A 21,392-nucleotide genomic window follows, 5' to 3' on the forward strand; every position below is an offset into this window, starting at 1 on the left:
CAGCAGCACTTCGTCCCCACGAGCGGCACCACCACGACCGGAGCCGTGGAACCCGGCGCCCACCCGGTGCGACAGCCGGGCCACCCGCCTGCCCGCAAGCAGAGATCTCCCCTACGAACAAGCAGAAAGGGCCCGTCAGCAAGCTGACGGACCCTCATGCACGATCGATGTTACCTGGAGGCATGGTGATAAACAGCCAGGCGCGCTCTCTCCAGTGGCGCAGCTACCTGGAAGTAGTCGGACCACTCGCCGCCGTTCTTGACACGGCCCCTGTGCGTATCCGAGTACTCCTTCCTGAGAGCGTTGTGGTCATCACTGCCGGGCAGATTCGAGTACTGAATCTTGTGCTCCGCATATGGGTAAACACCGGAGACTTCACCGACGGTGCCATCGTTGAACGACGACATCACGGTCCAGTCGGTGCCCATATCTGAATCGTACGTAACTGGGCCGAGATTTTCGAGGAAACTGCCCCCCCGTGTCATCTGCCGGCACTGGAGTTTGTCGCGGCAGAGCCAGACGTAATTCGAGTTCGCGCCATTGTGGGGGGTGCCGAGCGTCACGACATCCTCAACATAGAGGTACGGCGGCCAGCCGGTCGCATTGAGCGCGACGTGGCGCAGCATGGTGCGAACAATCAGGCCGCCCATGGAGTGGGCGACGATGTCGACCTTCTTACTGTTGTTGCTCGAGTACTTGTCGTAGATGTGCCACGCCATCTTCTTGGCAATGGTGTTGAGCGACGTATTGCGATCGGTGATGTGCCCATCATGGTAGGAGATGTTCCATGAGCAGTTCGTGTTGCCATGGTAGTACCCGTACGTGTATAGGTTTCCGTCCCAGTTTTTCTTGTCCTTGAAGTAGTTCCGAGCTTTCCTCCAGTAGTCGGCGCAGTCGAACTCTGCTTCACCGAACGGATCATATCCGTGGATGAAGATGACGGTTCCCTCGGTGTTGCCGCGGCTCGGCGCGGCGTTTGCGGGAGCGGCCGCAATCCACGTGATCGCCATGGCCACCAGGGCGCTGATGAACAGCCTGGCAAGTCTTCGGGTTCGTCGCATGGACGGGTCCTTTCAAGGAGGCGAGGTGAGCGGGGTTGCACGGGAGGCACCGCGGCCGGTGCCAGTCCCGAACTGCGGACACGCTAGCCAGACTCGGTCGCTGAGTGTGCCGGTCGTTTGCCCCACAGCCGCCCGCGACCATGCTCCTGGGCGACTATCCTGGTTGGGTGTAGCACTTGGTCGGGTAGCCCGGGGGTGAGATTCCCCCGGGCTACTCAGGTTGAACTCGTAGACGTCGCGGGGCGTGACGCTTCGTGATCCCTGCGGTACGACACGACCATGCGGTACGCACAGCGCGGCGGATACACCCCTGTCAATCCCCTCGAGCTGTGGAGATCTTCTAAGCGGCCAGCCCCAGCGGGGAGTTGAAGAGATTCTGTGACCAGGGGTGGCGGTTCGCCGACGGCGAGATCGCGTTCCTCGGCGCATCCAGCGTCAAGATCGAACGCTATCGCTACCGCGGAGCACGTATCCCGACTCCGTGGACCATCGAACCGGCAGCCGGAACAGGCTGACTACAGGGCAAGACGCGTGGAGAGCCGGATGCGTGGAGACACGCACGTCCGGTTCGGGTCGGCGGCTCGGGGAAACGGAACGACGGCAACGTCGTCACCGCGCCCCGAGCCGACCGCACACCTTCACTACACACGTACCCCGCTCGCCCGCTGGCACGTCGGACGGGTGACCCTGCTGGGCGACAGCGCCCACGCGATGGTGCCGTTCCAGGCCCAGGGCGCGGCGCAGGCGATCGTGGACGCGGCCGTACTCGGCGACGCCCTCACGGGTGCGGTCCGGCCCAGGTGCCCGCCGCGCTCGACCGGTATGTGCGGCGACGGCTGGCGACCGCCACGCGCATGCAGGCCGGTGCCGCGCGGGCGGGCGAGGATTTCCACCTGCCGGACGGGCCTCAGGCCGAGGCGCGGAACGCCCGGATGGCGGCGTACGCGGCCGAGCACCGGTTCCTGCCGCAGGCGACCGGGTGGGCGGTCGACGTCCTCGACGAGCCGGCGGGGCCGTGAGGCCGGCAGTTGAGCCCGTTTCAGTCCTTCTTGAGCACCAGCTCCGTGTTCCGGTCGTTCCGGTCGCCCGCAAGGTCCGTGCGCGCCCCGGGGGCGTTGAAGGACAGCTCGCGGTACAGCGCCGCCAGGCCCGGCTGGGACAGGTCCGTGAAGTCGGTGCGGTGTGGGGCCGAGGACTCGATCAGCGTCGTGAAGAGGGAGAGCGTGCCGTCCTTGTTGTCCACCACCTCGATGATGCGGGCGAGTTGGGGGAAGTCGACGTGGGAGGCGGTGGAGATCTCCCAGAAGGAGCGGCCGTCGGGGGCGGAGTGCGGGGTGATGACGTTCTTGTGGATGTGGCCGTTCACCCAGGCGAGGACGTTGCGGTGACTGGCGAGCAGGGCGACGACCTCGGCGCCGCCGACGCGCCGCTCGTTCGGGCGGGCCGGGTCGCGGCGGGTGTTGTCCATCGTCTTGCTGGTGTGATGGCTGAAGACGATCGCGTACGAGTCCTTGTTGTCCCGCAGCGTCTTGTCCAGCCACTTCAACTGGCCCGATCCGATGGACCCTTCGTAGTGGCCGCCGGCGTCGGTGGTGTCGAGGCTGATGCCGATGACGTCGTCGGCGATGCGGAAGCTGTAGTACTGGGTGCCCGCGTCGAGGTTGGCGGTGGAGTAGCCGTGGCCGACGGGGCCGTGACCGCGGTGGGCGGGGTCGAGGTGGGCCCGGATGTACTCGGCGGGGGTGTAGGGGGCGCGGCTCTCGTCCGGCGTGACCGAGCGCATGGAGCGGGCCTGGGCCTTGAGGAGGTCGCGGAAGGCGACGCCCTTGGGGTCCTTGGCGTTCTTGATGGCGTCCTGGAGCTTCTTGGCCTCGGAGGCGGGCAGGTTCATCAGCTTCTTGCCGCCGACGGCGTACTCGGTGAGGTAGTTGTCGCCGTGCGAGGCGTAGCAGCCGAGCGGCATCGAGTCGTGGTTGCCGACCGTCGAGTACCAGGGGATGTTCAGGCCGGGGCTGCGCAGTTCGCGGATCGCGGCGGCGAGGAAGCCCTCGACGTGCGGGAAGCCGAGCTGCTTGTCGGCGTCGCGGACGGCGTCGTCGGGTTGCCAGTACTGCTTGACGCCGCTGTTCTGGACGCCCTCGTACTGGCGCGGGTCACCGGTGTTGGGGGTGATGCGGCCGCCGCTCATCACCTTCAGGAACCAGTCCAGCTCGGACTTGGCGTTGTTGTCGGTGTTGTCGCCGGTGGTCATGGCGAAGTGCAGAGGGGAGCCGGTGACGGGGCCGCCGCGCAGGGCGTTGACCCGCTCTACGAGCGACACCGCGCCCGGCACGGTCAGCGCCTCCTGCGGGCGCCAGGCGTGCACGTCGGTGGAGCGCAGGTACTCCAGGCGCAGCGGGTGCTGACTGTCGATCAGGTGCAGGTCGGTGAGCTGCACGAAGGCGGCGAGTGCGGTACGGCGGTTCGTACGGCCGGACTTGGGCGTGGCGAGGTCGTCGCGGACGACGCGCTTCCAGCCGGGTCCGTCGCCGAGCCGACGGTAGCCGCCGGTGCCACGCGGGCTCGCGAGCGTGGCGAGGGTGGTGCCCCGGGTGTACGGGGCGAGGGGCAGGGCCCATGCCTTGCCGGACGCGGCGAGCGGTGCCTCGTCGGCGGCGGCTGCGGCCGTGGCCGGGTGGGTGGTGGCGGCCTGGCTGTCGGTGGGCCGCAGGGCGTAGCCGACGCCCGCGGAGAGGGACACGGCTCCGGTGGCGGCGAGCAGGGTACGGCGGTTGACCCCCAGCGCTGAGCTGGCGACAGAGCGTATGCGCGACATGGCGCGATCTCCCCGGGTGCGAACGCGTCGGCAGTGGTCGCGGGGCGGTCGCTGTCGCGAACTTCCCGCTCACTTGGGATCGTTGGCACCGGGGATGACCTGCGCATGAACGGGACGGCAACGCGCAGCGCCGATCACCGTACGTGGATCTTGGCTCACCTTCCGCGTCCACGACCGCTCGTCGAACGGCCCGGAGGCGGTCACTCAGTGTTCATCTTCCGGGGTAGTCAAGCTGTTCCGCCACAGCGTCAGCGCGATGTCGATCAGCGGCACCCGGATCAGTCCGGTCACGTCGTCGAGCGGATGCCAGGCCGCCATGTCCGTGGAGCCGCCGGTCTCGTACCGCAGTTCACCGCCGGTGATCCGGCCCTCGTAGACCAGCCGTACGCCGTGGTGGTCGACGCCGGGACGGAACCGACGGGCACGGACGCGCCGAATGGAGTCCACGCCGAGCAGCCTGACCGGCTCGATGCGATACCCGGTCTCCTCCTTGACCTCCCGCCGGACGGTGTCACCGGGATCCTCCCCGTGCTCCATGCCCCCACCGGGCAACACCCACTCGAAGCCATCGCTGTAGAGGGCCGGAGACCGGGCGAGCAGGACCTGCCCGTCGCGGACGCATATGGCGTAGGCCGCCACCCGTAGTTTCTTGCGCACGTACGGAAGTTAATCCGCCGGGGCCGGACAGACGCCCGGGACGTCAGTTGACTTATCACCATTCAGCATCACTCATCCTCCTAAAACTCATCGCGGGTTTTCCCCATACATCCATTTCGATTCGGTCAACTCTCCCCAAACACCAGCCCCTTGGGTAAAGCTGTGCGATCGTCCGGGGTCGTATACCGGACACCCGCGACCAGGGTTGATCGACCCGGGTCGCTCGACGCACGTTCCTTTACCTACAAGGGATGCCGATGACCCTCACCCCCCAGCGCGACCCGAAGCCGGGCGCCAGACGCGCGGCGCGTATAGCCGTGGCCGCAGGTCTGGTCGCCGCGCTCTCCGCGGCCGGGCCCGTGCCCATGGCCCTCGCCGCCGATCCCGCGCCCGTCGCGGCCGACCCGGGCGCGAAGTCCGCGCACGACAAGCTCGGTTCGGACGACGCGGACCTGCTCGCCGAGGCCAAGGCCGACGACGCGAAGAACGTCACGCTGATGATCGCGACCGCCCCGGGGCAGACCGAGCAGGTCGCCGGGCAGCTGGACGCGGTCAAGGGCGGCTCCGTGGGCCGCACCTACGACAAGGTCGGCTACGTCCGGGCCACCGTCCCCACCGCGAAGGCGGACGCGGCCATCGCCGCCGCCGCGAAGCTCTCCTCCGTGCACGGCATCGACCTGCGCGAGGAGATCCCGCTGGACGATCCGGCCGCCGGTTCCGCCGCCAAGTCCGCGTCGGCCACCGCCGCGTACCCCGCCCCCGGCAAGAACACCCCCGCCGAGAACCCGTACAACCCGTCCTTCGAGACCGGCGCCGTCGACTTCGTCGAGGACCACCCGAAGGCGGACGGCCGCGGCATCACCATCGGCGTCCTCGACTCCGGCGTGGACCTGGCGCACCCCGCCCTGCAGAAGACCACCACCGGTGAGCGCAAGATCGTCGACTGGGTGACGGCCACCGACCCGATCGTCGACAGCGACCGCACCTGGCGCCCGATGGTGAACTCCGTCTCCGGGCCCACCTTCACCTTCGGCGGCAAGACCTGGACGGCGCCGGCCGGCTCGTACCAGGTCAGCACCTTCCTGGAGTCGTACACCACCGGCGGCGACGCCGCGGGCGACGCCAACCGTGACGGCGACACGACGGACTCCTGGGGCGTGCTGTACGACGCCGCCGCGGGCACGGTCCGCGTCGACCTGAACAACAACCTCGACTTCGGTGACGACGAGCCGATGAAGCCGTACAAGGACGGCTTCCAGATCGGCTACTTCGGTACCGACGACCCGGCGACCGATGTCGCCGAGCGCCAGCCGTTCGTCGTGGAGATCCGCAAGGACGTCCCGATGGACCCGTTCGGCGGCGACTGGGTCGGCCAGAAGCGCGACTTCGTCAACATCGGCGTCATCGAGTCCGAGCACGGCACCCACGTCGCCGGCATCACCGCCGCGAACGGCCTGTTCGGCGGCAAGATGGACGGTGCCGCGCCGGGCGCGAAGGTCGTCTCCTCGCGTGCCTGCACCTGGACCGGCGGCTGCACCAACGTCGCGCTCACCGAGGGCATGATCGATCTCGTCGTCAACCGTGGCGTCGACATCGTCAACATGTCGATCGGCGGCCTCCCGGCGCTGAACGACGGCAACAACGCCCGCGCCGAGCTGTACACGCGCCTCATCGACACCTACGGCGTCCAGCTGGTGATCTCGGCCGGCAACTCCGGCCCCGGCGCCAACACCATCGGCGACCCGAGCCTGGCCGACAAGGTCATCTCGGTCGGCGCGTCCATCTCCAAGCAGACGTGGGCCGCCAACTACGGCTCGGTCGTGCAGAAGAAGTACGCGCTGCTCCCCTTCTCCTCGCGCGGTCCGCGTGAGGACGGCGGCTTCACCCCGACGCTGGTCGCGCCGGGTGCCGCGATCAACACCATCCAGACCTGGCTGCCGGGCGCCCCGGTCGCCGAGGCGGGCTACTCCCTGCCGGCCGGCTACGCCATGCTCCAGGGCACCTCGATGGCGTCCCCGCAGGCCGCCGGCGCCGCCGCGCTGCTGCTGTCGGCCGCGAAGCAGAAGGGCATCGACCTGACGCCCGGGACGCTGCGCACCGCGCTCACCTCGACCGCCGACCACATCAAGGGTCTGCAGGCGTACGAGGAGGGTGCCGGCCTCATGAACATCGAGGACGCCTGGGACTCCATCCTCGACGGCGCCACCGCCCATGACTACGCGGTGAAGGCGCCGGTCGACACCGCGCTCGACCAGTTCCTGAAGACCCCGGGCTACGGCACGGGCCTCTACGACCGCGAGGGCGGCCTCAAGGCCGGCCAGAAGAAGACGTACGAGATCACCATCACCCGTACGTCCGGCGCCGACAAGGCGATCCGCCACGAGCTGCACCTCGAGAACAACAAGGCGCGCACGTTCCGCATCGTCGGCTCCGACGAGGTCAGGCTGGAGCTGAACAAGCCGGTCACCGTCAAGGTGCGGGCCGAGGCCAGGCACGCGGGCCTCAAGAGCGCGATCCTCGAGGTCGACGACCCGAAGACCGAGGGCATCGACAAGCAGATCCTCACCACGGTCGTGGTGTCGACGCCGGTCAAGTACACGTTCTCCGCGTCGGGCAAGGTCCAGCGCAACAGCACCAGGCACTACTTCCTGACCGTGCCCGAGGGCGCGAAGTCGCTGGAGGTCGCGATGAGCGGGCTGGCCGGCAAGAGCCAGACCCGGTTCATCTCGATCCACCCGTACGGCGTCCCCGTCGACTCGACGTCGACGATCAACTGCTACCCGAACTACACCCACCCGGCCAGCGTCCCCTGCCGCCCCGACCTGCGGTCGTACGCCGACCCGCAGCCGGGCGTCTGGGAGATCGAGGTCGAGTCGCGCCGTACGTCGCCGCTGCTCGACAACCCGTACAAGCTGGACGTCGCCGTCCTCGGCGCGGTCTTCGACCCGGAGACCGTGACCGTTCCCGAGGCCAAGGTCGGCACCCCGGCCACCGCCTCCTGGAAGGTGACCAACAAGTACGCGGCGATCGACGGCAAGCTGGCCGGCGGCCCGCTCGGCTCGTCGAAGAGCGCCCGCCCGACCATCGCCGACGGCGCCACGCAGACCACCACGGTCGACGTGCCCGAGGGCGCCGAGTCACTGGACGTCGTCATCGGCAACGTCTCGGACGCGGCCGCCGACCTCGACCTGGTCGTGTACGACGCTGACGGCACCCAGGTCGGCAGCTCCGCCGACGGCGACTCGGAGGAGGCGGTCTCCGTGCCGTCGCCCGCCGCCGGTACGTACACCATCGAGGTCGCCGGCTACTCCGTGCCGGCCGGTTCCACCGCGTACGACTACCTGGACGTGTTCTTCTCCTCGTCCCTCGGCACGGTCACGGTCGACGAGTCGGCGCCGGTGAAGCTCGGCACGGGCGACTCGGCCACGGTCTCCGGCAGCGTCACCGCGCTGGCGCCGGCGCCGGCGGGCCGTGAGTTCTTCGGCCAGGTCCAGCTGGTGAACGCGCGCGGCACGGTCGCGGGCCTCGGCAGCGTGAAGATCGAGAAGGTCACCCCGTAGCCACTCCGGTACGGCGGTGAGGGCGGGCGTCCGTTGCTCTGCGACGGGCGCCCGCCCTTCGTCATTCGCAGGTGAGGTCGAGCGTGCGCGACTCGGGCAGGTTGCGGATGATCCAGTCCCGTTCGCGGGCGATGTCGTCGTCCCCGATGAGCCAGGAGTCGGGCGCGCTGCCGCCCTTCGGGACGCCGATCAGCACATGGTCGCCCTCACGGAGGCCGGGCACGATGTTCTCCTCGACGACGAAGGCGAGCTCCCTCTCGCCCTGCTCCGGCTTCTCCGGCTTGTAGTAGCGGGTCATGTCCAGGGTGACCCGGAACTCTGCGCCGCCCGGGAGCGGCTCCACGGCGGTGGCCGTGCCCTCACCGACGAGGCGGGCGCAGGCCAGGTAGCGGGCGCCGCCGAAGGCGACCCCGCTCTCGGCGGTGGAGGCCTCCTTGTGGGAGCTGTTGGCGCCCGCGTCCGAACTGAGCGCGCTCTGCCCGGACTGCGAGAGCAGCCAGCCCATGCCGGTCACCACGGCCGCGACGGCTGCCACGGCGGCCGTACCGAAAGCGATGGTGAACGCCCGCCGCCGGACCTTGGACGGCCGTGCGTGAACAGGCCCGGGGGCCTGCTCCGTCTGCTTCGTCTGCTCCGCACCGAGCGCCCGCCCGATGATCCCCAGCTGCTCGCGCAGCGCGGCGACATCGGCGGCGGCCGACCGGTGCTCGGCCAGGAAGGCGGCGTCCTCGCGGACCTCGTCGGGCAGCGGCTCGTCGATGATCGCGGCCATCAGCGCGTCGACGCCGTCGCGGCCCCTGTGCTCGGCGGTCATGTCACACCACCTCGTCCTCGTGCAGGCGGGCGCGCAGGGCCCGTACGGCCGTGTGCAGCCGGCTCTTGACCGTGCCCTCCGGGATGCCGAGCTCGTCGGCTATCCCGCGCACCGGCAGATCGGCGTAGAAACGCAGGACGAGGACCTGACGCTGGGCGTCGGGCAGCTCGTCCAGGCCCTGGGCGACGGCCAGGGAGAGCAGGCTGGTCTCCTCGCCCGAGGGGTGCTCCGACTGCCGCAGCGCGGCCAGCCGCTCGCCGAGCCGATCCTGGCGGCGCTTGGCGCGGTGCCAGTCCATGGCGAGGTTGGAGGCGACGACCGCGGCCCAGGCGGACACATCCCGCGGCGCCTCGTCCCCCTTCGCCGCCCGCTCCAGCAACCGCAGGCGGACCTGCTGCACCCCGTCCGGCAGGTCCGCCTGCGGCACCCCGCCCAGCGCGAGCACCGCCCGCACCCGACGCTCCTGGGCCGCGTCCAGGGGGTCGTCCGGTCCGCCATGGACACCGCCCCCCTGGACGCCGCGCCGAGCCTTTCTGCGCAGCACAGCCACCCCTCCCCTCACCGCGTTTCCTCTACGACGCCGATGGCGCCCAAAACGTTCGGCCCCGTTTCCCGCTGTTTTCCGGCGCCCGGCAGAGGCGTACGTCACACTGCCGCGTGGGCCGGACGGCGGCGGGCAGGGGCCGGGCAGCACAGCTTGCGGTACGGGACCTCCGTAGGGCGAATTCCTGCAGCTCAGTGGGGTGCCAGCCGGAGGACCGGAACCGCGCCCGGCGTGATCGTGTCCCATTCCGCGGGCGCCGGGCACAAAGAAGTGGACAGGTCGGCCGGGGCTGGCCGCATGATGGAAACGCCTCGGCCATGCAACAGGCACCCGCCAGCCACATAAAGGAGTCGTCGTGAGGGTCGGAATCGTCGGAGCCACCGGACAGGTCGGCACGGTCATGCGCAGGATCCTCAAGGAGCGCGCCTTCCCGCTCTCCGAGCTGCGCCTGTTCGCCTCGGCCCGCTCGGCGGGGACGGTCCTGGACGGCGTGACGGTGGAGGACGCGGCGGCGGCCGACTACACCGGGCTGGACATCGTGCTGTTCTCGGCGGGCGGCGCGACGTCGAAGGTGCTGGCCGAGAAGGTCGCCGCACAGGGCGCGGTAGTGATCGACAACTCGTCGGCGTGGCGCCGCGACCCGGATGTACCGCTCGTCGTCTCCGAGGTCAACCCGCACGCGATCGCGAACCGCCCCAAGGGCATCATCGCCAACCCGAACTGCACGACGATGGCCGCGATGCCGGTCCTGAAGCCGCTGCACGCGGAGGCCGGCCTCGAGGCCCTGGTCGTCGCCACCTACCAGGCGGTGTCCGGCTCCGGCCTCGCGGGCGTGGCGGAGCTGCACGGCCAGGCGCAGAAGGTGATCGCCGACGCCGACCAGCTCACCCACGACGGCGAGGCGGTCGACTACCCCGAGCCGCAGGTCTACCAGCGCCCGATCGCCTTCAACGTCGTCCCGCTCGCGGGCTCGATCGTCGACGACGGCCTGAACGAGACCGACGAGGAGCAGAAGCTCCGCAACGAGTCCCGCAAGATCCTGGAGATCCCCGGCCTGAAGGTCTCCGGCACCTGCGTCCGCGTCCCGGTCTTCTCCGGCCACTCCCTCCAGGTCAACGCCCGCTTCGCCCGCCCCCTGTCCCCGGAGCGCGCGACAGAGCTGCTCGCGGACGCCCAGGGCGTGGAGCTGTCGGACATCCCGACCCCCCTCCAGGCGGCCGGCAAGGACCCGTCGTACGTCGGCCGCATCCGCACCGACGAGACGGTCGAGAACGGCCTCTCCCTGTTCATCTCCAACGACAACCTCCGCAAGGGCGCTGCGCTGAACGCGGTGCAGATCGCGGAGCTGGTGGCGGCGGAGCTCAAGGGCTGACATCGGGGTACACGGCAAGCGGGGCGGGGCACTGGAACGGTGCCTCGCCCCGCTGCGTATGGAGGTCGGGAAAGCCGGCCACCCGAAGGTGGGCGGCTGACCGGGGCTCAGGGCCGCCGCACCTCGTACAGGAAGCACCCGTACTCCACGGCCCGCACATGGACGAGCGCCACCCCGGGATCGGCGAACGCCTCCGCGAAGGACGGCTCGAACCCCGTCGCGTCCTCGACCAGCCGTCCGCCGAGGATGCGTCCGTCGGCGGAGTAGCGGCGCACCGTTCGGTGGGCGTTGGTGAAGGGGAGGGCGTCGGTGTCCGGGCCGGCGCACTCGTCCGCGTGGACGAAGACCGGCCCCTGCTCGTCGTACGCCCCAGGATCGGCCCCGTTCTCCGCCGCCCAGCGGCGCAACGGGGCGTACGAGACAAGGGCGATGCGCTCCCCCGGATCGCTGCGGCGCAGACAGCAGCGGAGCGGAGCGCCGCCTTCGGTGTCGGTACCGGGAACCATCCGGCGTCCCCCGTCGTCAGCAGAGCGCAACTCCTTCAGGACCACGGGGGCGATGGGTCGTGCGATGTACGTCGTCATGCCCCCAGGTTCGCGGCCGTCCGTTCCGTCCACCGGCGGGAAACGGACATCGCGTTCCGTGCAGGTCACGTGGAAGGATGGCGCAACCCACACATAACGAGGAGATGACCGCGTGCCTGGCACAAACCTGACTCGCGAAGAGGCGCAGCAGCGGGCGAAGCTGCTCACCGTTGACTCGTACGAGATCGATCTCGACCTCTCCGGCGCGCAGGAGGGCGGCACCTACCGGTCCGTGACCACGGTGCGCTTCGACGTCGCCGAAAACGGCGCCGGTTCCTTCATCGACCTCGTCGCCCCGGCGCTCCACGAGGTGACGCTCAACGGCGACGCGCTCGACCCGGACGAGGTCTTCAAGGACTCGCGGATCGCGCTGCCCGGTCTGCTGGAGGGCCGCAACGTCCTCCGTGTCGTCGCGGACTGCGCGTACACCAACACCGGCGAGGGTCTGCACCGTTTCGTCGACCCGGTCGACCAGCAGGCCTACCTCTACACGCAGTTCGAGGTCCCGGACGCCCGCCGCGTCTTCGCGTCCTTCGAGCAGCCGGACCTGAAGGCCACCTTCCAGTTCACGGTGAAGGCGCCGGAGGGCTGGACGGTCGTCTCCAACTCGCCCACGCCGGAGCCGAAGGACAACACCTGGGCCTTCGAGCCGACGCCGCGCATCTCGACGTACATCACGGCGCTGATCGTCGGGCCGTACCACTCGGTGCACAGCGTGTACGAGAAGAACGGCCAGAGCGTGCCGCTGGGCATCTACTGCCGGCCCTCGCTCGCCGAGTACCTCGACTCGGACGCCATCTTCGAGGTGACCCGGCAGGGCTTCGACTGGTTCCAGGAGAAGTTCGATTACGCGTACCCGTTCAAGAAGTACGACCAGCTGTTCGTGCCGGAGTTCAACGCGGGCGCGATGGAGAACGCGGGCGCGGTGACGATCCGGGACCAGTACGTGTTCCGGTCGAAGGTGACGGACGCCGCGTACGAGACGCGGGCCTCCACGATCCTGCACGAGCTGGCCCACATGTGGTTCGGCGACCTGGTCACCATGGAGTGGTGGAACGACCTGTGGCTGAACGAGTCGTTCGCCACCTACGCCGAGGCCGCCTGCCAGGCCTACGCCCCGCAGTCGCGCTGGCCGCACTCCTGGACGACGTTCGCCAACCAGATGAAGACCTGGGCCTACCGCCAGGACCAGCTGCCGTCCACACACCCGATCATGGCGGAGATCCGCGACCTGGACGACGTGCTCGTCAACTTCGACGGCATCACGTACGCCAAGGGTGCCAGCGTGCTCAAGCAGCTCGTGGCGTACGTCGGTCAGGACGAGTTCTTCCGTGGCGTGCAGGCGTACTTCAAGCGCCACGCGTTCGGCAACACCCGCCTGTCCGACCTGCTGGGCGCCCTGGAGGAGACCTCGGGGCGTGATCTGAAGGCCTGGTCGAAGAAGTGGCTGGAGACGGCCGGCATCAACATCCTGCGCCCCGAGATCGAGACCGGCCCCGACGGTGTGATCACGTCCTTCGCGGTCCGCCAGGAGGCCCCGGCGCTCCCGGTCGGCGCGAAGGGCGAGTCGACATTGCGTCCGCACCGCATCGCGGTCGGCCTCTACAACCTCGACGACCAGAGCGGCAAGCTGCTGCGCGACGAGCGCGTCGAGCTGGACGTCGACGGCGAGCTGACGGCCGTACCGCAGCTGACGGGCAAGCGCCGCCCGGACGTCATCCTGCTCAACGACGACGACCTGTCGTACGCGAAGGTCCGCCTCGACGAGAAGTCCCTGGCGTTCGTCACGGAACACCTGGGCGACTTCGAGTCGTCGCTGCCCCGGGCGCTGTGCTGGGCGTCGGCGTGGGACATGACGCGGGACGCGGAACTGGCCACCCGCGACTACCTCTCCCTGGTCCTCTCCGGCATCAGCAAGGAGTCGGACATCGGCGTCGTGCAGTCGCTGCAGCGCCAGGTGAAGCTGGCGATCGAGCTGTACGCCGACCCGACCGCCCGCGAGGCCCTGCTGACCCGCTGGACGGAGGCCACGCAGGCCCACCTGAACGCGGCGACGCCGGGCAGCGACCACCAGCTGGCCTGGGCCCGCGCGTTCGCGGCGACGGCCCGCACACCGGAGCAGCTGGACCTCCTGGAAGGCCTGCTGGAGGGCACCCACACGGTCGAGGGCCTGGTCGTGGACACGGAGCTGCGCTGGGCGTTCGTGGAGCGCCTGGCGGCGGTCGGCAGCTTCGACGAGACGGAGATCGCGGGCGAGTACGAGCGCGACAAGACGGCGGCCGGCGAGCGCCACGCCGCCACGGCCCGCGCCGCCCGCCCGACGCCGGAGGCCAAGACCGAGGCCTGGTCCTCGGTCATCGACTCCGACAAGCTCCCGAACGCGGTCCAGGAAGCGGTCATCTCGGGCTTCGTCCAGACCGACCAGCGGGAACTGCTGTCCCCCTACACGGACAAGTACTTCGAGGTGGTCAAGGACATCTGGGACTCCCGCTCCCACGAGATCGCCCAGCAGATCGCGGTGGGCCTGTACCCGACGATCCAGGTCTCGGAGGACACCCTGTCCAAGACGGACACCTGGCTGACCTCGGCCGAGCCGAATGCGGCGCTGCGACGCCTGGTCTCCGAGTCCCGCGCGGGCGTGGAGCGGGCGTTGAAGGCGCAGGCAGCGGACGCGGCTGCTGCAGAGTAGCCGTATGTACACCAAGGGGCGCCCGGTGCTGAGGCACTGGGCGCCCCTTCGCATGCTTGCTCAACGCAATGCCTCGAGGACTCGGCTGCGCAGCGCTTCATTCTCGATCGTGTCAGCGGGGCGCCAAGCCGCTGCGGTGACCTCCTCGGTGTGCAGATTGACGACATCTGCCGAGGTACGGAAGAGGAACCGGAAGTCGAAGTGCTGGTGATCCGGCTCGCCCTTGGCGGAGTTGGCCGGGATGTGGTGGGCATCAATGTGCACGGGACGGCGCCCGGCCGGAGTCACAGCCGAGGCCGGGATGCCGGTCTCCTCTGTCAGCTCCCGCTGCGCGGCGGCGAGGAGGCTGACGTCGTCCGCCTCGAGGTGTCCGCCATTAGGAACAGTTCGCATGTCTCAGTTCCCCTCCCGTCTCACTGGCACCCAGTGGAAGCGCCTGAGCGATCTACTGCGAACCATGCGTCAACTGTCTCAGGAAGAGACGGGAAGCTTTGCCCGTTTGTGACCTTAAGTACGGGGTGGCTCGGTCAGTCCTCTGTTCCGACGTCATCAGGCGGGTCGCGTCGAGGCCGTCCCGTCCGTTCGAGGGCTGTCCTCCGCCCAGTCCTCCACCGGTAATGGTGCGTTCACGTACACCGGTCCGCTCGCATCGTCGCGTCCACGCCAATTTGAGCACCTGCCCGCCCTCGCCCACCCTCGTGACCAGGCGCTTCCCCTCTCATCACGTCAGCCTTGCCACCGCAATCCAGACGCATTTCGTACCGCGCGTTACTGCGAACGCTTTGTGGATCAACATCACCGAGTCTCTGCTCACTCATGCCTCCCAGGTGATTCACCATGCGCGCACAAGCGCGAAGACTCGTCACGGCCTTCCTGGCCTTCGTTCTCCTTGCGATATCGGCTGCCGCCCCGTCCTGGGCGGCTCCCCGGGACCGGCCGGGCGGTGCCGCGGCGGGCGTCGCCCAGGTCAAGGCCCGTACGGCCGAGGACCTGCCCGATCCGCCCAAGGCGATGACGCTGGCCGAGCGCCGCAAGCAGGTCGCGAAGGACCGGCACGAACTGTCGCCCATGCGGGGCTACATGACCGCGCCGGAGCGGAAAGCCAAGGGCACGCCTCACGGCCGACCGGACACGGAGCGCATCAAGCGTGGCCCCGCCGCCGAGACGGGCGCGGCCGCGCAGAGCCTCGCCGCCGCGCCCGAGAACCCGGTTTCGGTGTCGGCCTGGGCGACCGCGTACCCCGGCATGCTGTCGATCGGCGGGCAGGTGAAGCTGCCGCAGCGGGGATCGACGTACACCGGGATGTGGCTGTACGTCCTGGACGAGGCGGGCTCCCCCGTCGTCCAGCAAGAGATCAAGAAGTCCACCGACGACCCCAGCGGGGACACCCCGGACACCGGCGCCTGGTGCTACGACTGGTGGTCGAGCAACTCCTACCCCACCGACCAGTGCTTCTGGTGGGCCGGCAGTGAACTGGGCGGAATCCTGGAGGACGGCAAGAAGTACTACGCCTGGGTCTTCCTGAACAACGCCGACGGCTCGAGCCCGGGCGGCACCACCTCGCCACTGGTGGAGGCCTTCTACACGCCCGGCATCCCCGGCGCGGCGGCGGGCATCTGCACCTGTTACGCCCAGGCCCACCGCGCCGACCCGGTCAACACGGCGACCGGCATGTTCTACGAGCAACTCACCGACGCCTCGCTGACGGGTCCGGGGGTGCCGCTGACCCTGGAGCGCACCTATCGGTCCGACTCGACCTCCACCGGTCTGATGGGGCGCGGCTGGGCGACGCCGTTCGACGCGCGGCTGACCCTCGCGACGGGGAAGGCGACGTACCGGACGGGCGACGGGGCGTCATTCGTGTTCACGCAGGCCAGCGACGGCACATACACCGCCCCGGCGGGCACGACGGCCAAGCTGGTCAAGGGGACGAGTACGTACACGGTCACCACCCCGGACCACACTGTGCGGACCTTCGACAGCGCCGGTCTGCTGACCTCCGTGGTCGGCGCGGCGGGCAAGGGCCTGAGCCTGACGTACGTGTCGGGCAAGCTCGCCTCCGTCAAGGACGCCGCCGGTCGCATCACCTCCTTCACACCCGGCGCCGACGGACTGCTGTCCAAGGTGAGCCTGCCGGACGGCACATCGGTCTCATACGGCTACACCGACGGACTGCTGACCTCGGTCACCGACCCGGCCGGCAGGACGTCCTCGTACACGTACGACACGAACAAGCGGCTGTCGTCCTACACCGACCCGGCGGGCGGCAAGGTCAGCAACGTCTACGACAGCGCGGGCCGCATCAAGTCCCAGACCGACCAGAACGGCAAGACCACCACGTTCACCTGGGACGGCAAGAGCGAGTCTCACACCACCGCGCCCGACGGCGGCGTGTGGACCGACGTCTACGCCAGCAACGTCCTGATGGAGACGATCGACCCGTACGGCAAGAGCATCACCTACGACTACGACCGTCAGCTGCGCCCCGCCGCGATCACCGACCAGCGTGGCAACACCACGGAGATGACGTACGACACCGCAGGACGGATGCTCACCCGCACCTCGCCGTCCGCCCTGGGCTACAAGGAGAGCTGGGGATACGACACCGCGGGCAACCTCACCAGCCACACCGACGGCCGCGGCAACAGAACGACGTACACGTACACCGCGAACCGGCTGACGTCGGCGACGGACCCGACGGGTGGCAAGACCGTCTACACGTACACCGCGCTCGGCTCACTGGAGACCGTGACGAGCCCACGCGGCAAGGTCACCACATACGGGTACGACGCCGCGGGCAACCGGACGTCGGTCACCACGCCGCTGGGCGAGAAGACGACGTTCACGTACGACAAAGCGGGCCGCGTCCTGACCAGGACGGACCCGCGAGGGAACGCCTCCGGCGCCGACCTGGCCGCGTACACCACGAAGTACACCTACGACGGCCGCGGTCTGCTCAGCTCGGCCACGGACGCTCTGGGCCGTACGACGACCTACGAGTACAACGGCGCCGAGCAGTTGACATCGGTGCGCAACCCTGCGGGCGACACCGCCACGCTCGGCTACGACGACGCGGGGAACCTGACCCGGACCACCGACCAGGCAGGCAAGTCCCTCACCCGCACCTACGACGCGGGCGGACGGCTCGCCTCCGAGACCGACGCGGCCGGCGGCCGGACCACCTACACGTACGACAAGGTGGGCCGGCTGCTCAGCAGCGTCTCGGCGCGCGGGAACGTCTCCGGCGCCGACCCGGCCGCCTACACCACGTCCTACGTGTACGACTCGGCCGGCAACCTCACCGAGATCACCGGTCCCACCGGGGCGACGACGAAGACTACCTACGACACGATCAACCGGCCGCTCGTGGTCACCGACCCGCTGGGCCACACCACCGGCTACACCTACGACGCCAACAACAACGTCACCAGGACCACCGACGCCGCAGGCAAGACGACCACCGCCGTCTACGACAAGAACAACCGCCTCAGCAGCAGTACCGACCAACTGGGCAAGACCACGACCTACGCCTACGACGCCGACGGCAATCTGCTCAGCCGCACCTCCCCGCTCGGCCACAAGTCGAGCTGGACCTACGACGGCGACGGCCGCCAGGCCACCGCAGTCGATCCGCGCGGCAACGCCACCGGCGCCGACCCCGCCCAGTACACGACGACGTACGGCTACGACCCGGTGGGCAACCCCACCAAGGTCACCGACCCGCTCGGCGGGGTGACCATCACCGCCTATGACGCCCTCGGCAGGGTCGTCGAGCGCAAGGACGCCGACGGGCGCACCACCTCCTACGGCTACGACGACCTGGACCGGCTGACCAAGGTCACCGCCCCCGCCGGCGCGGTCACCGCCTACGGTTACGACAAGATCGGCAACCTCACCGAGCGCACCGATGCCAACGGCCACGTCACCGCGTACGGCCATGACGCGGTGCACCGCCTCACTTCGGTCACCGACCCGCTGGAGCGGAAGACGACCTACGCGTACGACGCGGAGGGCAACGTCACCGGGAAAACCACGCCCCGCGGCACCACCGGGTACACCTACGACCCGCGCGGTCTACTCACCAGGATCGACTACTCGGACGCCACCCCCGACGCGACCTTCGGCTACGACGACGCCGGGCAGCTGACCGCCCGCGCGAACTCCAAGATCTCCGAGGACTTCGTCTACGACGCGGTCGGCAATCTGACCAAGACACGCGGCTTCGCCTACACCTATGACGCCGCCGGGCAGATGCTCACCCGCAAGTACTCCGACGGCAACACGATCACGTACACGTACGACGCCGACGGCCGCACCGCGACGATGGCGGCCGACGGCAAGACCACCACGTACACCTGGGACCCGGCGGGCAACCTGGTCACATCGGCCCTGCCCAACACCGAGACCGAGGACCGCACGTACGACCGGGCGGGCCGGATCATCGCGGTGACCGCCGCCAAGGCGGGCACCACAGTCACCAAGACGGCGCTGACACTGTCCGCGGCGGGCCTGCCCTCGCGCGTCGACGTCACCCGGGTCGGCGTCGGCACCGGCGGCTACGACCTCACCTATGACGCAGCAGGCCGGCTCACCTCCGGCTGCGCGCCGCAGCCCTGGGTCACCGGCTGCCCCGCAGGCCGCACCACGTCCTACACCTACGACAAGGTCGGCAACCGGCTGACCTCCACCCTGGGCACGACGAGCACCAGCTACGCCTACGACGCGGCCGACCAGCTCACCTCGACCACCACCGGCACCACGACCACCGCATACGACCACGACGCCGAGGGCGACCGGACCAAGGCCGGCGCCGACACCTACACCTACGACCTGGCCGGACAGATCTCCGCCGCCACCGTCGGGGGCGCCGCATACACCTACGACCACGACACTAGCGGCAACCAGGTCGCCACCCTCAAGGACGGCGCGGTCACCCACCGCACCCAGTGGGACCCCAACGCCCCGCTGCCGATCCTGGCCACCGAGTACGACAGCGCCTGGGCGGTCAAGCAGTCCTACCGCTACGACCCGCTCGGCCAACCCACCGCCACCAAGACCGGCGCCGGGGCGCTCTTCTACTACCACCACGACACCCAGGGCTCCCCGGTCGACGTCGTCGGCGGCACCGGGACCCTCTACCAGCGCTGGGCCTACGACTCGTTCGGCACCCGCGTCCTGAACACCACCACCAGCGGCGCGCCCGCGAGCACCCCGTCGTACACCGGCGCCCGGTACGAGACCAGCACCGGCAATCTCGACCTGCACGCCCGCCAGTACGACACCGCCACCGGTCGCTTCACGCGGTCCGATCCGGCCGCCCGGGACCTGTCGACGCCGTACGTCTCCGCGTACGCCTACGCCGACAACGTGCCCAGCGTGCTCACCGACCCCAGCGGTCTGACCCCCGACGACCCGAACAACGACCGGGTCGACAGCCTCGGCGAAGCGCTCGGCATCTTCGGCGACGCCTTCGTCGACGTCGCCAAGTCACCCTTCGTGTTCCTCGGGGACCTGGAGGACGCGTTCACCGGTGAGAACGGCGGCGCGGGCGCGTTCGTCGACAAGTACCTTCCCGTCCGCCCCGCCTACCGGCTCTACCGGGCCGAGTACATGCTCCGGCAGCAGGGCTGCGACGCGCTCGCCGATCTGTACGCGGAGACCGCCGACGAAATCGCCCAGCAGCTGGTCCTCACCGAGGTCGGCGGGCTGACCGGGTGGCGGCGAACCGCGGTGGCCACGGAGCGGGAGCTGCAGTCCGGCGGTTCGTCCTTCCGGCGGCCGCGCAGCGAGATGGACTTCGAGCTGGAATGGGCGGACCACGCCTATGGCGCGATCCGCGCCGACGCCCAGCTCGACCGGGTGGCGCAGACCGCGGCGTCGCACGGCTATTCCGCAGCCGACATCAATCAGATCTACAACCACCTGTTCGTCGAATCGCATCAGCTCGATGCGGGAATGCTGCGATTCGATGCCAATCCGCGTATCGCCAGGGCCTGGGAACGCCTTCAGAACGGAAATCCGCACCCCAGTGATTTCGATCTGCTTGCACATGAACTATACGAGTCGAACTGGATGCGTCAGCACGGCGACCAGAACTATCGCCGCGCCCACCAGGCGACCCTGGACGCGGGCCACACCTGGGACGAACATGCGCCCGCGGCGGACGGTATAGGATTCAGGTGATCAAATCCCTGGCGCGAGCGAACTGGTGGAAATCCCCGTGACAGCATCACTGACGTGCAGGAAGATCCTTTCCATCGAAGCGGGATCCGTCTATGCCTGGGAAACCGCGGAAGGGGCCACCGGAAACATCCTGATCGACCCGGAGGAATCAGTCGCCCACCCCTGCACACCGGAGGGAATAACTCTCGGCGACATGCTCCTCGACAAAAACGTCGGGAATGTGGAAAACCCCGACCCGGACCCGGAACTCCGCCGCGCTTTCCTGATCGCGGCATCGGTGATCTTCCAGGAGAGGGAGCGGCAGGGGCGACTGCCTGACAAGATCACTCGTACCTACTGGTAGGCGTCACACCACCACCCGAGGGGCCGTGCTCTCCCAGAGCACGGCCTCTCGGCATTCCACTGGGGGATGGGCACCGTGAGAGCGGCACGGTGGCCCGCGCAGCGGAACCCGGCAACGACCCCATCTACTGCGGCACCAAGTTCTCTCCATCGACGGCGAACCGGTCGAACTGATCAAGTCCTACCATCCCTTGACCATCGCCCGAGGGACGGCCATCACGGACAGGCGAAAGACCAGGGGTGGCACTCCGGCCCTCCTCGCCGAGCTCGGATTCCCTCCGCGTCTGAGCGTGGACCGGGTCTCCGCCCGAGTTCCCACCCAGGAGCAGTACCAGGCCTTGGACCTGCCCAGCGGCCTTCCGGCACTCCGCACGCTGCGCGTCGTATACAGCGACGACGATCGCCCCATCGAAGCCACGGTCATGGTCAAAGCCGGCCATCTGTACGAACTGCAACACGAGTTCACGCCGGAGTGACTGCCGGGGCGCCGTCCGATCAACGACGTTGGCGGCGGAAGTGGTCAACCCGGCCTGATTGACAGAGTGTTGTAGACGGTGACGCCGAGGAGGACGTAGTCGAGGTGGCGTCTGATCAGTTTCCGTTGCCGCCACCCCTGTCGGGCTCCGAAGGGCGCCACCACGACCAGCGCCAACAGCCACCGTCGGAACGCCTGCCGCACCGGCGGCACGCTGTCATGCAGCGCACGTTGGTCGGGTGTCTTGCCGGAGGTCCGGCAGAAGACGGCGGTCACAGAGTTCCTTTCGCTGGACG

General features: G+C 69.0%; 13 protein-coding genes and 3 pseudogenes. 8 read left to right on the forward strand and 8 right to left on the reverse strand.

The genetic code is table 11. The features are described 5' to 3' along the window. Positions 1-170: 170 nt before the first annotated feature. Positions 171-1,061 carry an esterase/lipase family protein gene (locus AQJ91_RS05435; protein ID WP_067016900.1) on the reverse strand — a complete coding sequence of 297 codons (891 nt, stop codon included), beginning with the start codon at positions 1,059-1,061 and terminating at the stop codon, positions 171-173. Positions 1,062-1,604: 543 nt separating this feature from the next. Here AQJ91_RS05435 and AQJ91_RS58110 point away from each other — a divergent pair. Beyond that, a pseudogene (locus AQJ91_RS58110) lies at positions 1,605-1,790 on the forward strand (hypothetical protein); the annotation flags it as partial. Positions 1,791-1,861: 71 nt separating this feature from the next. Continuing rightward, positions 1,862-2,080 carry a hypothetical protein gene (locus tag AQJ91_RS55200; protein WP_067016903.1) on the forward strand — a complete coding sequence of 73 codons (219 nt, stop codon included), beginning with the start codon at positions 1,862-1,864 and terminating at the stop codon, positions 2,078-2,080. A 20-nt stretch (positions 2,081-2,100) separates the two neighbouring features. Here the strand turns inward: AQJ91_RS55200 and AQJ91_RS05445 are convergent, their stop codons facing one another. Together AQJ91_RS05445 and AQJ91_RS05450 are read right to left on the reverse strand one after the other, a co-directional pair. After that, entirely contained in the window at positions 2,101-3,876 is a 1,776-nt protein-coding gene (locus AQJ91_RS05445) for a TIGR03767 family metallophosphoesterase (RefSeq protein ID WP_067016905.1), read from the reverse strand. Positions 3,877-4,080: 204 nt separating this feature from the next. Next, positions 4,081-4,533 carry an NUDIX hydrolase gene (locus tag AQJ91_RS05450; RefSeq protein WP_199847854.1) on the reverse strand — a complete coding sequence of 151 codons (453 nt, stop codon included), beginning with the start codon at positions 4,531-4,533 and terminating at the stop codon, positions 4,081-4,083. Between the two features lie 257 nt (positions 4,534-4,790). On the opposite strand from AQJ91_RS05450, the gene AQJ91_RS05455 reads away from it, so the two are divergent. Continuing rightward, the gene (locus AQJ91_RS05455) at positions 4,791-8,093 is read left to right on the forward strand and encodes a S8 family serine peptidase (RefSeq protein WP_067016910.1); all 3,303 of its coding nucleotides are present in this window, start codon (positions 4,791-4,793) and stop codon (positions 8,091-8,093) included. A 61-nt stretch (positions 8,094-8,154) separates the two neighbouring features. On the opposite strand, the gene AQJ91_RS05460 is transcribed toward AQJ91_RS05455, so the two are convergent. Both AQJ91_RS05460 and AQJ91_RS05465 read right to left on the reverse strand, forming a co-directional pair. Then, positions 8,155-8,907: a hypothetical protein gene (locus AQJ91_RS05460; RefSeq protein ID WP_067016912.1), complete on the reverse strand. Its 753-nt coding sequence runs from the start codon at positions 8,905-8,907 to the stop codon at positions 8,155-8,157. Between the two features lies 1 nt (position 8,908). After that, positions 8,909-9,451 (reverse strand): RNA polymerase sigma factor, encoded by a 543-nt coding sequence (locus AQJ91_RS05465; protein ID WP_067016914.1) that lies wholly within the window; start codon positions 9,449-9,451, stop codon positions 8,909-8,911. A 355-nt stretch (positions 9,452-9,806) separates the two neighbouring features. Between AQJ91_RS05465 and AQJ91_RS05470 the strand changes: the two genes are divergently transcribed. Continuing rightward, a complete protein-coding gene (locus AQJ91_RS05470) occupies positions 9,807-10,823 on the forward strand; it encodes an aspartate-semialdehyde dehydrogenase (protein WP_067016916.1) in 1,017 nt (338 codons plus the stop codon). A gap of 107 nt (positions 10,824-10,930) precedes the next feature. Here the strand turns inward: AQJ91_RS05470 and AQJ91_RS05475 are convergent, their stop codons facing one another. Further along, positions 10,931-11,407 carry a DUF1203 domain-containing protein gene (locus AQJ91_RS05475; RefSeq protein ID WP_067016918.1) on the reverse strand — a complete coding sequence of 159 codons (477 nt, stop codon included), beginning with the start codon at positions 11,405-11,407 and terminating at the stop codon, positions 10,931-10,933. Positions 11,408-11,519: 112 nt separating this feature from the next. Between AQJ91_RS05475 and pepN the strand changes: the two genes are divergently transcribed. Continuing rightward, positions 11,520-14,096, forward strand: coding sequence for an aminopeptidase N (gene pepN / locus AQJ91_RS05480; protein ID WP_067016920.1), 2,577 nt, complete (start codon positions 11,520-11,522; stop codon positions 14,094-14,096). 60 nt (positions 14,097-14,156) lie between these two features. Here the strand turns inward: pepN and AQJ91_RS05485 are convergent, their stop codons facing one another. Further along, the gene (locus AQJ91_RS05485) at positions 14,157-14,489 is read right to left on the reverse strand and encodes an NUDIX domain-containing protein (RefSeq protein ID WP_234381810.1); all 333 of its coding nucleotides are present in this window, start codon (positions 14,487-14,489) and stop codon (positions 14,157-14,159) included. A gap of 618 nt (positions 14,490-15,107) precedes the next feature. Between AQJ91_RS05485 and AQJ91_RS05490 the strand changes: the two genes are divergently transcribed. From AQJ91_RS05490 to AQJ91_RS05495, 3 genes and pseudogenes are all read left to right on the forward strand, one after another. Next, on the forward strand, positions 15,108-20,279 hold the full coding sequence (locus tag AQJ91_RS05490; RefSeq protein WP_067017222.1) for a DUF6531 domain-containing protein: 5,172 nt from the start codon (positions 15,108-15,110) through the stop codon (positions 20,277-20,279). Between the two features lie 37 nt (positions 20,280-20,316). Continuing rightward, positions 20,317-20,622 (forward strand): hypothetical protein, encoded by a 306-nt coding sequence (locus AQJ91_RS53365; RefSeq protein ID WP_159054485.1) that lies wholly within the window; start codon positions 20,317-20,319, stop codon positions 20,620-20,622. Positions 20,623-20,746: 124 nt separating this feature from the next. Then, positions 20,747-21,097, forward strand: a pseudogene (locus tag AQJ91_RS05495) (UTRA domain-containing protein); the annotation flags it as partial. A 24-nt stretch (positions 21,098-21,121) separates the two neighbouring features. On the opposite strand, the pseudogene AQJ91_RS05500 reads toward AQJ91_RS05495, so the two are convergent. Further along, a pseudogene (locus AQJ91_RS05500) lies at positions 21,122-21,372 on the reverse strand (DMT family transporter); the annotation flags it as partial. Positions 21,373-21,392 lie beyond the last annotated feature (20 nt).

It is taken from the genome of Streptomyces dysideae (assembly GCF_001514305.1).
Lineage (GTDB): Bacteria > Actinomycetota > Actinomycetes > Streptomycetales > Streptomycetaceae > Streptomyces > Streptomyces dysideae.